The 13,658-nt window shown below is 52.2% G+C and carries 10 protein-coding genes and 1 tRNA gene; 9 read left to right on the plus strand and 2 right to left on the minus strand.

Going from position 1 to position 13,658, the window contains the following annotated elements:
* Window positions 1-114: 114 nt before the first annotated feature.
* The 4 genes from IPI29_01675 to IPI29_01690 all read left to right on the plus strand — a co-directional run bounded on the left by IPI29_01675 (window position 115) and on the right by IPI29_01690 (window position 4,121).
* Window positions 115-1,686, plus strand: coding sequence for a bifunctional response regulator/alkaline phosphatase family protein (locus IPI29_01675; GenBank protein ID MBK7411249.1), 1,572 nt, complete (start codon window positions 115-117; stop codon window positions 1,684-1,686).
* Window positions 1,687-1,741: 55 nt separating this feature from the next.
* The gene (gene tsaE, locus IPI29_01680) at window positions 1,742-2,209 is read left to right on the plus strand and encodes a tRNA (adenosine(37)-N6)-threonylcarbamoyltransferase complex ATPase subunit type 1 TsaE (GenBank protein MBK7411250.1); all 468 of its coding nucleotides are present in this window, start codon (window positions 1,742-1,744) and stop codon (window positions 2,207-2,209) included.
* Between the two features lie 63 nt (window positions 2,210-2,272).
* The gene (locus IPI29_01685) at window positions 2,273-3,448 is read left to right on the plus strand and encodes a pyridoxal phosphate-dependent aminotransferase (protein MBK7411251.1); all 1,176 of its coding nucleotides are present in this window, start codon (window positions 2,273-2,275) and stop codon (window positions 3,446-3,448) included.
* Window positions 3,449-3,509: 61 nt separating this feature from the next.
* Window positions 3,510-4,121, plus strand: a complete 612-nt coding sequence (locus IPI29_01690; protein ID MBK7411252.1) for a DNA alkylation repair protein — start codon at window positions 3,510-3,512, stop codon at window positions 4,119-4,121.
* Window positions 4,122-4,274: 153 nt separating this feature from the next.
* Here the strand turns inward: IPI29_01690 and IPI29_01695 are convergent, their stop codons facing one another.
* Window positions 4,275-5,168: a cation transporter gene (locus IPI29_01695; protein MBK7411253.1), complete on the minus strand. Its 894-nt coding sequence runs from the start codon at window positions 5,166-5,168 to the stop codon at window positions 4,275-4,277.
* Between the two features lie 4 nt (window positions 5,169-5,172).
* On the minus strand, window positions 5,173-7,152 hold the full coding sequence (rho, locus tag IPI29_01700) for a transcription termination factor Rho (GenBank protein MBK7411254.1): 1,980 nt from the start codon (window positions 7,150-7,152) through the stop codon (window positions 5,173-5,175).
* A gap of 167 nt (window positions 7,153-7,319) precedes the next feature.
* On the opposite strand from rho, the gene IPI29_01705 reads away from it, so the two are divergent.
* From IPI29_01705 to IPI29_01725, 5 genes are all read left to right on the plus strand, one after another.
* A complete protein-coding gene (locus tag IPI29_01705; GenBank protein ID MBK7411255.1) occupies window positions 7,320-9,569 on the plus strand; it encodes a TonB-dependent receptor in 2,250 nt (749 codons plus the stop codon).
* 30 nt (window positions 9,570-9,599) lie between these two features.
* Window positions 9,600-9,675, plus strand: a tRNA-His gene (locus IPI29_01710).
* Between the two features lie 68 nt (window positions 9,676-9,743).
* Entirely contained in the window at window positions 9,744-11,447 is a 1,704-nt protein-coding gene (locus tag IPI29_01715) for a DUF1957 domain-containing protein (protein ID MBK7411256.1), read from the plus strand.
* Window positions 11,437-12,333 carry a UbiA family prenyltransferase gene (locus tag IPI29_01720; protein MBK7411257.1) on the plus strand — a complete coding sequence of 299 codons (897 nt, stop codon included), beginning with the start codon at window positions 11,437-11,439 and terminating at the stop codon, window positions 12,331-12,333. The genes IPI29_01715 and IPI29_01720 overlap by 11 nt, the downstream gene beginning before the upstream one ends.
* Window positions 12,333-13,655: an FAD-binding oxidoreductase gene (locus IPI29_01725; protein ID MBK7411258.1), complete on the plus strand. Its 1,323-nt coding sequence runs from the start codon at window positions 12,333-12,335 to the stop codon at window positions 13,653-13,655. The genes IPI29_01720 and IPI29_01725 overlap by 1 nt, the downstream gene beginning before the upstream one ends.
* Window positions 13,656-13,658: the final 3 nt, after the last annotated feature.

The following is a 13,658-nucleotide window of genomic DNA, read 5'->3' on the forward strand; positions in this document are numbered from 1 at the left end:
AGTTACGGAGGTACTCAGTTACTCCGTTGTCAATAACAGTGTTGAGCAAAAAGACTAAAGGCTGCGTTCGGTCGTACCTAGTAACTCGTAACTCGTAACCAGTAACTTGCAACTATGAATAACATCCTCTGGGTAGACGACGAGATCGAACTTCTCCGACCGCACATCATCCTTCTCGAGCAGAGGGGGTATTCGGTCGATACTGCCACGAATGGTGAGGATGCGATCGAGTTGGCGCAGAACAAGCGATTCGACCTCATCTTCCTTGATGAATCGATGGTTGGGATCTCTGGGTTGGAGACGTTAGCCGTTCTGAAGGACATCGATCGGTCTGTACCGGTGGTGATGGTCACCAAGAACGAGCAAGAGTCGCTGATGGAAGAGGCCATTGGGCGGAAGATCAATGACTATCTCACCAAGCCGGTGAACCCCACGCAGATCCTTGCGGCTTGTAAGAAGTTCCTCGAAACACAGCGCATCACGGAGGAGAAGATCACGCAGGATTTCCATCAGGAATATTCAGTGATCTCGCGACGGCTTATGGACCGCATGGACTGGTCCGAGTGGTTGGATGTCTATCTCAAGCTCACCGAGCGGTCCGTTGAGATGGACCGTCACCCGGACGTAGGCCTGGAACAGTCACTGCGCGACCAGTGGAAGGTCTGCAATGCTGAGTTTTCCAAGTTCATTGAGAATGACTATCGCGACTGGTTGGTGGACAAGGATAAGCGTCCGGATGGAGCCCCCTTACTCTCACCACACGTTGCCGATTCGTTCCTCATCCCGAAGCTTGCGAGCGGCAGACCCACCTTCTTTATCGTAGTTGACTGCATGCGTCTCGATCAGTGGATGATGATGGAGGAGTTCATCCGTCCGCTCTTCAATATCCAGAAGGACTACTACTGCTCCATTCTCCCAACAGCCACCCCATATGCTCGGAACAGCATTTTCGGTGGACTGTTCCCAACGGATATCAACAAGCACTACCCGCAGTTCTCGATCGACGAGCGAGGGAGCGATGAGCATACCTTGAATCGTCACGAAAAGGAGCTGCTCGCTCTGTTGCTGCAGCGGCGTCGGGTGAAACTCAAGAACGACCTTCAGTACGTGAAGATCATCGATACAGATTTCGGTAAGCGTATTGAGGCCGATATCATGCGCTACGCCAAACATCATCTAACGGCCATTGTGATCAATGCCGTTGACATGATCGCCCACTCACGTTCAGACTATCCGATCCTGAAGGAGATAGCCCCGGATGAATCTGCCTATCGCTCACTTACCCGGTCTTGGTTCCTCCATAGTTCCTTTTACGGCATTCTTCGCACGCTCTCTACAGTACCAGACATCCAGATCGTGATCACCACGGATCATGGCAGCGTACGGTGTATGAGGGGGTCTAAGGTGATCGGGGATAGGGAAACGACCACCAACCTGCGGTATAAGATCGGCCGGAACGTAAAGGCTGAGTCGAGGGATGCAATGATCATCCGAGACCCGGAAGCCTATAAGATCCCTGCAGGGGGCGGTTCTGCCACCAGTGTGGTCATCGCAAAGGAAGATCACTACTTTATCTACCCTACAGATTACCACCATTACCTCCAGAAATACCGGGATTCCTTCCAGCACGGTGGGATTTCTCTCGAGGAGATGGTACTTCCGGTGGTAACTTTGGAGCCCCGGTAGACGAAGGTCGTTTTGACCCGTCCCGGGATCTGTGTTCAGTACGGGACGGAACTCCATGGAGGCATTGACCCTCCGGTCAGAAAGCGAAAGCCAGACCATTCTTCAGGGCGAACAATTCGCAGCTGATCTCCAGCATGGCGATATAGTTGCGCTCGAAGGTGAACTCGGCGCCGGGAAAACGGAATTCGTGAAAGGGATCTGCCGCTTCTTTGCGGTGGAGGATCTCGTGACGAGCCCGACCTTTACGATCATCAACCAATACGACGGCATCACACCGGACGGCACTCCGGTGAAGATCTATCACGTTGATCTGTATCGAATCGATTCTCCGGCTGATTTAGCCGAAGTAGGGTTTGATGATATGGTCTTTGCGCACGATGCGATCAAGCTCATCGAATGGCCGGAGAAAGCAGCACATCTCATGCCGCAGAAGCGCTGGACGGTTGCCATCAATACCGACGAGACCAACGATGATGTGCGATCGATCGTGATCACACCTCCGCAGATTCCTGATCGGGTCTGATATCACCGCACGTATCTTTGTGGGTTCGGAACAGAAGATTTCTCCATTTCTCTCCCTATGTCCATGCACGTTGCAGAACGCATCTCTCGCCTCGGTACCGAAACCGCATTCGAAGTCCTCGTTAAGGCCCGTGCTTTAGAAGCACAAGGCAAGAACATCGTGCATTTGGAGATAGGTGAGCCCGACTTCGATACACCGCCGAATATCATTCAGGCAGCGAAGGATGCGTTGGACAATGGATTCACGCATTATGGTCCGGCCGCAGGCCTTCCTGAAGCACGTCAGGCCATCGCCGATTACACGAACAAGACGCGAGGCTATAATATCTGGGATGCAGATCACGTTGTGATCACACCGGGCGCCAAGCCGATCATGTTCTATGGCATGATGGCTGTGATCGATCCGGGTGATGAAGTGATCTACCCGAATCCCGGATTCCCGATCTACGAATCCGTGATCAACTTCCTCGGTGCTGTGCCGGTTCCGCTTCCATTGCGCGAGGAGAAGGAGTTTCGTTTCGACGTAGCAGATCTCGAAGCTCGTATCACCCCAAAGACACGAATGGTGATCCTCAATACACCGCAGAATCCGACAGGGGGCATTCTCACTCGCGAAGATCTGGAACAGATCGCCGCGCTGGCGATCAAACATGATCTGATCGTGTTGAGTGATGAGATCTATTCGCAAGTGACCTACGGCGACTTCAAGCACACGTCGATCACAGAATTCGACGGTATGCAAGAACGAACGATCATCCTTGACGGATTCTCAAAGACCTTTGCAATGACGGGCTGGCGTCTTGGATATGGCTTGTTCCCGAAGGACATCGCCAAGGTCGTTGCCAAACTCCAAACGAACTGTACTTCGTGCACAAGCTCGTTCTCCCAAATGGCAGCCATCGAGGCACTCAATGATAGGACCTTGCCATTTGTGAACGACTTCCTCAAGGAATTCGAGCACCGTCGCAATGTGATCGTTGATGGACTGAATGAGATCCCCGGATTCCGTTGCCTCAAGCCTCATGGCGCCTTCTACGTCTTCCCCAATATCACGGGCACGGGAATGACGTCACAGCAAGCAGCGGACTATCTCCTCAATGAGGCTGGCGTAGCTTGTCTGTCCGGTACTGCCTTTGGCGCACATGGCGAAGGATTCATCCGCTTCTCGTATGCCAATAGCATTGAGAACATCAATGAAGCACTCAAGCGCATCCGTGAAGGCATCGAACGTCGCGGTTGACCCCGTACGAGAACTCGTTCGTGTCCTAAAACCCTTGGCCAACCCGGAACGGGCTGTGCCAATGAAAGCCTATCTCCGGAATCAATTTGCGTTCCTTGGTATCGGCACCGAGGAACGTCGACGATTGTGCTTTGCGGTCGACCATCCTTCAGATCCGCTCGCACTGTTCGATGAAGCTGATGCGTTGTTCGCAAAGAGAGAACGCGAATACCACTATTGTGCGTGTGATGTTCTAGCCAAACATTTTCGCAGCAAGAAGAATGTAGCTGACCTTGAGAAGATCCAACAGATCCTTCTTAAGCGATGTGAGCATCTCATCACCACCAATTCGTGGTGGGATACGGTAGACACTCTTGCACCAAAGACGGCAGGTGCCATCCTGCGAGGTCATCCTAATGAGTTGGACAAATGGACTCGCCGTTGGATATCCAGCAACAATATCTGGCTCCAACGCTCAGCCATCATCATCCAGCTACACTATAAAGCAGATACCGTGGCAGAAGTTCTCTTCGATCGCATCCTTCAACGGGCTAACAGTAAAGAGTTCTTCGTTCAAAAGGGGGCAGGTTGGGCACTCAGAGAATACGCAAAGACGGATCCGTCTGCGGTTGTATCATTTGTTGCAGCAAATCCGCAACTGAGTGCACTTACAAAACGCGAAGCCATGAAATGACTAATGACTAATGACTAATGACAAATGACTAATGACTAATGACTAATGACTAATGACTAATGACAAATGACAAATGACAAATGACAAATGACAAATGACTCTTGCAATCTAGCACTCTAACAATCTAGCACTCTAACAATCTTTATTAGCACATTAAACATGCCCCTCCGGCTGACTGAAGCTCTCTAAGTGTGTGAACACTTCAGTATCCTGACCGAGAGAGGAGCGGATGAGTTCTTCGAGATTAGTAGCGAGTTCATGTGCGTCTTGCATACGCATATCATCGGGGACAAGCAGGTGATAATCAACGTGCACGGTGTGACCAGACGTTCGGAGGCGTAGCCTGTGCGAGGTACTTCCATTCTCTCGACAATAGTCGTCGATGATCCGTTGAGTAGAGGCCAGCATAACCGGGTCTGCGGTATCCATGAGCCCCCTTACAGAGATCATCACCAGATTGCCACCTTCGCGCACGATATTCGCACCAAAGAGGATGGCGATGACGGGGTCCAGCCATAACAGTCCAGACCACTGTGCTATGAAGAGTCCTACTACTGCTCCGGCACTGGTCCACACGTCGGTCATGACGTGCCTACCGTTGGCCTCGATCACAAGAGACCGATTACGTTTCCCCGTTCGAAGGAGGTAGAGCCCAAGTACTAGGTTAACGATGGCTGCACCGGCAGTGATGCTCATGCCGATCTCAAGCTTTTGTAGCTCAACACCCACGACGAGTTTCTGCACTGCACTAATGATGATAACGATAGCGGCAATGCAGATCAATCCACCTTCTATCCCGGCAGAGAGGAAGCTTACCTTATCATGACCGTACGGATGATCTTCATCAGGGGGCTTGGCACCAACTCGCAATGCATACCACGCGAACCACACGGCAACGATATGCACAACGCTCTCTGCAGCGTCGGAGAAGATCACCGATGATCCTGTAAGACCAAAGGCGATCCACTTTGCGACGAGCATCAGGACACCCGTTGCGAGCGAGAAATTCATCGCTCGGATGTTCTGGGCGTTCATGACCGTTGCCATGATCTTAACTGTTCAGAGTCTTAAGAAACTCTTCGTTTGATCGTGTAGCACGCATACGTTCGAGGAGCGTCTCCATCGATTCGATGGGAGGATCGTCTCCGAGAACCTTCCGAAGCACCCAGATCTTTGCAAGCTCATCAGGGGTAAGGAGAAGTTCTTCTCGACGGGTTCCTGAGCGATTCACGTCGATGGCAGGGAAGATGCGGCGCTCGTACAACTTTCTGTCGAGCACAAGTTCCATGTTCCCCGTTCCTTTGAACTCTTCGAAGATCACTTCATCCATGCGCGAGTTGGTTTCCACAAGGGCTGTTGCAATGATCGTGAGGGAGCCCCCTTCTTCAACGTTGCGTGCAGCTCCGAAGAACTTCTTTGGGCGTTGCATAGCATTTGCATCCACACCGCCAGAAAGGATCTTGCCGGATTGTGGCACCACGGTGTTATGTGCGCGTGCGAGACGAGTGATGGAGTCGAGAAGGATCACAACATCTTGTTTTGCTTCTACGAGACGTTTGGCCTTTTCGATCACCATGTCGCTGACCTGAACGTGACGTTCCGGTGACTCATCGAAAGTTGAGGCGATCACTTCGGCTTTTACACTTCGCATCATATCCGTCACTTCTTCCGGACGCTCGTCGATCAATAGAACGATAAGCTTCACTTCCGGGTGATTGCGAGTGATGGCATTGGCGAGCTTTTGAAGGAGTACTGTTTTCCCGGCCTTTGGCGGAGAAACGATAAGTCCACGCTGCCCCTTACCGATCGGCGAAACAAGATCGATGATACGTGTGCTGAACTCACTCTGAAGCGTTTCGAGAATGAGTCGCTTGGTAGGGTAATACGGAGTAAGGTTTTCGAAGAGGGGGCGAGGTGTATTCTCAATGAACGGGATGTAGTTGATCGAGTCCACCTTGATCAGGGCAAAGAATCGTTCGCCTTGTTTTGGGGCACGAATGTAGGCCTTGATCGTATCGCCTGTTCGAAGACCATATCGTTTCACTTGAGAAGGGGCTACGTACACATCGTCTTGCGACGGCAGGTAGTTGAAGTCGGCAGAGCGCATGAATCCGTACCCGTCCGGAAGAAGCTCGATAACACCCGTTGTAACCGAGATGCCTTCACGATGCGACTCCTTCATCTGGCGCGCATTCTCGGCTTCAACGATACGGTTGATCAGATCCTGCTTCTTGAGATCGGCAAAATCTTCGATGCCAAGTTTCTGAGCCGTTTCTACCAGCTCGGCAACTTTTTTCGTCTTGAGTTCATTGATATCGATGACTGGGCCGGTCGGCATGAACTCACGTTCCTCGCGTTCCAGCTCCAATTCGTAGGCACGTTCTCTGTCGCGACTGGAGAATTGCTCCGGGCCACGATCACGCCCCCGATTGTTGTTATTTCTGCGACGATTTCTGTCACGTCCGCCAAAACGATCCCGTCCACCATCACGGAAATCTCCGCGGTCATTTCTACCGCCTTGAAAATCGCGCTGCTCACGAGGTTGATCATGACGTTGTTCTCGTTGATCCTGACGTGGTTCACGTGGCTGATCCTGACGTGGTTCACGCGGTTGATCCTGACGTGGTTCACGTGGCTGATCCTGACGAGGTTCGCCTCGTCTGTCTCGCTGATCTCGTGGCTGTCTATTGTCACGGTAATCACCACGACCTTCACCACGTTGCTCACGAGGCTCGCGACGTTGATCGCGCTGCTCGCGCGGTTCACGGAAATCACGTTGCTCACGTGGTTCACGTTGCTCACGTGGTTCACGTTGCTCACGCGATTCACTCTGCTCTACCGGAGATTCTTGCGGTTCATCGCGAGGATCACGACGAATGCGACGTGGAGCACGAACAGGTGCTTCTTCTGCCGGTTGTTGCGGTGCGGCTGCTTCGGCTGCCGGTTTTGTCTTTGCTGTTGTCTTGCGGGCGCGAGGGGCACGAGGTGCGCGCTCAGGTGCTCCGTCTGGGGAGGTTTGTTCGTCTGCCATTCGTAGGGGATGGGTTGCTGGTGAAAATCACACTGCTGTGTACGTGGCTATGCCAACGTTGTATCGGACAATTTCTGCGTAGGGGAGGTGTGTCCCGTATCGTTTTGGGCAAGCTGACGGAGGTCATTGCTGCGCGGGGACACCATCAATATACGCGGAAATCTGTGATGGACAACTTCCTACTTGCCGAAACGTTCAATGATCGCTTCGTAACATTGTTGACCATGGAATATGTTCGATCTCGCATGTCAAAGAGTGTCTTGGTCGCATTTTGGGCAAACTTTCTACTAGCGACGACCCTTTCAGGTCAGTCACTAACGGAACAGGATTCGCTGGTTCACTTGTATCCCGTGATCACTGTTGTTTCCAACAGGCTTACTCTTGATTCTATCCGCTCAACAATTCCTGTCGTTACACGGGCCCGTAGGGTGGATGTTGTGTTGGCAGGAGATAGACCACTCGCAGCCCCCCTGAATGTCTCCCGAGATCTCTTTCAGAATGTTGCAGGACTCACCGTTTGGGAATTCAATGGTACGGGGATTCAAGCGAACATCGCCGCGCGTGGACTGTCTCCGCACCGATCAAGCGAATTCAATGTTCGGCAGGATGGCTATGACATAGCTTCTGATCCGTACGGATATCCTGAAGCCCATTACACACCACCAACCTTGGCACTTGATCGCATTAATATCATACGGGGAGGAGGAGGGATCCAGTATGGTACACAATTCGGTGGGGTTGTGGACTACATACTTGCAACACCTTCCCCAAAGCCCCTTGAGATGTCGATCTCTCTTACAGGGGGCTCGTATGGACTTGTTGATGTTTTTACGATGGCAACAGGTACCATAGACAGTTCTGTCTCATACCGATCTTGGCTTACATACCGTAAAGCGGACGGATGGAGGCAATATGGGTCGTACCGCGTGGGTAGTGCACATGCAGCAGTCTACGTACCTCTTGGAAGAGGTGTTCTCAGCATAGAGGTCACAGGTCTATGGTTTGAAGAACGGATGCCAAATGGATCTACTCAGGCCCAATACAATGAAGATCCGTCTCGTGCATATCGTCCGCGAGATTGGTTCTCAGGTCCGCGTGTGATGCCAGCATTGCGTTATGAAACAACATTTGGGCCCACTACGAAACTGTCCACAACGTTGAGTGGACTCGTTGGTGATAGAAATAGTATCTCGCTCACAACCTCAACAGCCATAGCAGATAGTGGTACCAATCCTCGGCGCGTGAACGTTGACGAGTTTGCGAATGTGATCATGGAATCAAGACTCGAGACCACTCTAGGCCCACATCGGTTAACAGGTGGTGTGCGTGCGGGCTGGACGCAAACCCGTCGAATGCAAGGCAAGGGGCCCCAAGGAACAGACTATTCAGCCGATTTCGTTGCTCCAAAGACCATAGATCTATGTTTGCAAACGTTTGTTGCGTCTCTCTTTACTGAGTGCGACTTTGAACTCACATCCGATCTACACCTAACAGCGGGGTTCCGATTGGAAAATCTGTGGTCGCTTGCTGATGGCACATACGGTAAACAATTTCCTGCGAGCTCCCCGCAAGCGTTTGAGCAAGCAGAACCGCCCACAATGATTAATGAAACGACATTTGCGTCTATTCCGCTTTTCACTGTTGGTGTAGGATATGACCTGGAAACGGACCTTAAACTTTATGCTTCGATCGGGCAGGCATACCGACCACTTTTCTACGCACAACAGTTTCCCTACGATGGGATTCCGGTTGACTCATCAATTCGACCGTCACACGGATATGTTGCGGAACTTGGGATCGTTGGTCCGCTGATACACAGTGAATCAACGGAACGAATTCTTGTCGACGCTTCGTTCTCTGGATTTGCGATGTACTACGGCGATCGCGTAGGGATAGTCAAAACAGATAGTGTGGCGTATCCGCAGGGAATCCGCACGAATGCCGGAGCTTCGTTTCACTATGGGGCTGAACTTTCGCTTGGATTGTATCCTGTTATTCATGATCAGGTTTCGCTCTCATTCCGACTCACAGGTGCATACATCCATGCCGACTACGTTTATGGATCGGCGACCGGCAACCGTGTGGAGTTTGCGCCTCGAGTAGTTGCGCGTCCAACAATGGTGGCTACTGCTGGACCGGTTTCTGTCTCATTTGGAGTGAGTTACACCAGTGGAGTGTTTTCAAACGCGGCCAACACAGAGACTGACCCAAGTGGACAGTTTGGATGGATCCCGGAGTATACCGTCTTGGACGCAACAGTATCATATAAACTGCTTACTTCAACAACGATCACTGCTTCTGTGCTGAATATGGCCAATACAACCTATCACACTGTTCGAGCAAACGTTTACCCTGGCCCAGGGATACTTCCTGGAGATGGAAGAACCTTCATGGCAACCATTACACAAGGCCTCTGAACCTCAGATTCCGTATATTCGTGGTTCATGGCGGGCGTAGCTCAGTTGGTAGAGCCCCAGATTGTGACTCTGGTTGTCGCGGGTTCAAGCCCCGTCGCTCGCCCCATAAAAACGCCACGGTAGTACTCTATCGTGGCGTTCTCCGTTTCCGGCAGTGGTATCTTGCAGCCTTCCATGGTAACCTTCATCCTGCACACACACTTGCCCTACGTCCTGCATCATGGGACGTGGCCCCACGGCAGTGACTGGCTTTGCGAAGCGGTGTCCGAATGTTATCTGCCTATGATCCGGATGTGTGATCGGCTCCTAGAAGATGGGATCCGTCCGGGTATCACCTTCGACATTTCACCCGTGCTCTGCGAACAGCTGTCTCATCCGGATTTCATCCCGGTCTTTGAGCGCTATTGTGAAGAGCATGCCGAGTTGGCTCGCGTGGACAGAACACACATGGAGCAGGAAGGGGCACCCGAAGAGATCTTACGCCTCACAGAGATGTGGGAGAAATGGTATCGCACATGTTGGGTTGATTTCACCGGTACGTATGGAAGTGACATCGTTGGTCAACTCAAGCGTCTGCAGGATGTCGGTGCGATAGAAGTGATGACATGCGGTGTTACCCACGGCTATCTGCCGCTTCTCGCAGAAGATGCCAGTGTCGACCTTCAGGTTGAGTTGGCAGTGAGTTCATATATCCATCGCTTTGGACGCAGGCCGCGAGGCATTTGGCTTCCTGAGTGCGCCTATCGTCCGTCCTATCCTTGGCGAACGTTACTCTCAGTACCGGCATATAGTGTAGCCAAGAAACGACTCGGTGTGGAGCAGGTGCTCTCGCGTCATGGCTTGGAGTATTTCGTAACGGACGAAGAAGCACTTCAAACAGCAAGACCGATCGGCGTTCGCGGACCCAACGGTGAGCGAACGCCCTATGCCGGAACGTATGGAACAGCCCGTGAGATGCTGGATGAGCGGAGCGTCTTCGATCTCTTTCGTGTGACTGGCGACGATCACAATGAAGGAGCTACTGTCTTTACGCGTCACATGCAGATCGCGCTCCAGGTATGGAGCGGAGAGTCGGGCTATCCCGGCGATCCGGACTATCTGGACTTCCACAAGAAATACTTCCGGTCTGCTCACCGCTACTGGCGTGTGACAGACGTCAAGGGAGATATGGGGCTCAAACAACCATATGTTCCTGAATGGGCCGAAGCCAAGGTCATCTCTCACGCTCAACACTTCGTCAATATTCTCGATGTAGCGGTCAAGCATCGCATGGCATCCACCGATCGTGTTCCAACGTTATGCCTGCCGTTTGATACAGAGCTCTTCGGACATTGGTGGTTCGAAGGTCCGGTGTTCCTTGAACATGTGATCCGCGGCATTCACGCGTCGTCCATCCTCTCCACGTCAACTGCCTCGGAACGTCTTGATGCCGTCAACCCTACATGTGAGATCGGGTTGCCCGAATCATCATGGGGCAAGAATGGCAATGACACTGTATGGATGAATCCCGAGACACAGTGGACGTGGGAAAAGGAGTATCAACTTGAGCGCCGTATGCGATTGCTGTTTGAGAAACATCCGATGCGCACATGGGATGCCGTAATGAGACGCATCGCGAAAAACGCCATCAGACAACTGCTTCTCCTCCAAGCATCCGATTGGCAGTTTCTTATCTCAACGTTCTCCGCAAAAGAGTACGCTGAAATGCGGTTCCATAATCACTTGGAAGATGCCCGAAAACTTTGCGATCTAGCCGAACGGTATGGTGTGTCGCGCAAGATCACTCCCACAGATGAGGAACATCTTGATGCGTGTGAAATTCGTGATGGACTTTTCGACCCCGAATTAGAGGAGTATTTCGATCGTCATGGCAGCTAGTCCCTCGTTCTTCTCTGTCGTCGTCCGACAGTTGCGCGTATACCAGTGGGTGAAGAACCTCCTCCTCTTCGTTCCAGTTGCCCTCGCACATCGCATCTCAGATGTGAATGCACTGCTCTTGTGCTGTCTTGGCTTCCTTGCGTTTTCGTGCACGGCATCAGCGGTGTATATCCTCAACGACATTGTTGATCTCGAACACGACCGTTCGCATCCGCGAAAGAAAAATCGTCCACTGGCAGCCGGACATCTCTCCGTCCGCACAGCATCGATCATCCTTGTGGTCCTCCTCTCGATCTCTGCCTATGTGACCTTCGCACATATGCCGGTTGCGTTCGCAATGTGGCTTGGACTGTATGCCATTGTGACCACAGCGTATTCGTTTGGATTGAAGCGATTGGTTCTGGTTGACGTGATCGCACTTGCCGGACTCTACTCACTCCGTATGGCAGCTGGTGGCGCCGCTGGTGAAGTTCCGGTTTCAACATGGCTGCTCGGTTTCTCTCTCTTCCTGTTCATGAGCCTCGCCTTTCTCAAACGGTACACGGAGTTGCTTGATACCATCGAACGAGACGGCAGAGTTGTATCCGGACGGGGCTATCACGCCGGTGATGCGAACTTCGTCCTCGTGGCCGGAGCCTCCCTTGGATTTGTTGCCGTTTTGGTCTTCACGCTGTATGTGAATGGACCACAAGTGCAGTCCCTCTATACCAGGCCGTACATGATGTGGCTCATCGCCCCCTGTCTCGTGTATTGGCTCAGTCATCTCTGGCTCACTGCAACACGTGGTGGTATGCATGATGACCCGATCGTCTTTGCTGCTCGCGACCCGGCATCATGGGTGGTTGGCGCCACCATTGCATCTATAGCGGTGGCTGCCTCTCTCTGATGAACTCTGCGGTACCAGAATCATGGGGACGTTTCCCTCGTGCTACGCCACGATCTGTGGAAGATGTAGCATGGCTGTCTGATATCAACCTTGATCCGAACAAGTGTCCGATCCTTGCCTATGGACTGGGCAGATCATATGGCGACGTCTGTTTGAATGATGGCGGCAATGTCCTTTCGATGGATCATTGCGATCGCATTTTAACATTCGATCGAGAAAAGGGGCTTATCAGAGCCGAAGCTGGACTTTCCATCGCTGAGCTTCTGAAGATCACCGTGCCCCATGGGTGGTTCGTGCCCGTAACGCCCGGCACAAAGTATGTCACGCTTGGTGGTGCACTTGCCAATGACGTTCACGGCAAGAACCACCATCGTGTTGGAACATTCGGATGTCACGTCTCACAGTTTGAACTGCTGCGATCTGACGGAACAAGATCGATCTGTTCGCCCAACGTGAACACTGATCTGTTCAATGCTACGATCGGTGGTCTGGGACTCACAGGCGTTATCACATGGGTTGAGCTGCAACTGACGCGTATCGTGTCTCGCATGATCGATGAGGAAAGCCTGAAAGTGTCGTCTCTTCACGACGTCGTCCGTGTGACCGAAGAGTCTGACGAGGACTGGGACTATACTGTGAGCTGGATAGACGTTACAACGCGTGGTGCAAATCTCGGTAAGGGGCTTGTCCTGCGCGGAAGATTCTCTACAAAAACAGATGAGTCGTTGAAGTCCCGATCTGCAGAGCCCCGTATCACCATTCCGTTTCAGGCACCGTCCTGGTTATTGAGTAGGCCAACGATCAAGGTCTTCAATACGTTGTGGTATGCAAAGCAGTTCACATCCGTTCACAGACGTCATGTAGATCTCGAACCCTTCTTCTATCCGCTTGATGCCATCGGAAGGTGGAATCTGCTCTATGGTAAACGGGGTATGCTTCAGTACCAGTGCGTGGTTCCAAGTGATGGAGGGGTGGATACGATGAAGGCCATCCTCACTGAGCTTCAACGCGGACGTGTCTCTTCATTCTTGGCGGTGGTGAAGAAGTTTGGGACGATCGTCTCGCCGGGTATGCTCTCGTTCCCGCGACCGGGATTGACCCTCACACTCGACATGCCCAACACTGGACGGCGATTGTTCGATGCACTTGATCGGTGCGACGAGATCGTTCATTCCGTTGGCGGTAGAGTGTATGCCGCAAAGGATGCACGCGTATCGGGACGGATGTTCCGGGCTATGTATCCTGAACTTGAAACGTTTCTTCCCTTCGTCGATCCGGCCTTCTCAAGCTCGTTCTGGCGCAGGATCAATTCTGAATTGTAGGCT

It is taken from the genome of Ignavibacteria bacterium, from assembly GCA_016707005.1.
Taxonomy (GTDB): Bacteria; Bacteroidota; Ignavibacteria; order Kapaibacteriales; family Kapaibacteriaceae; genus UBA10438.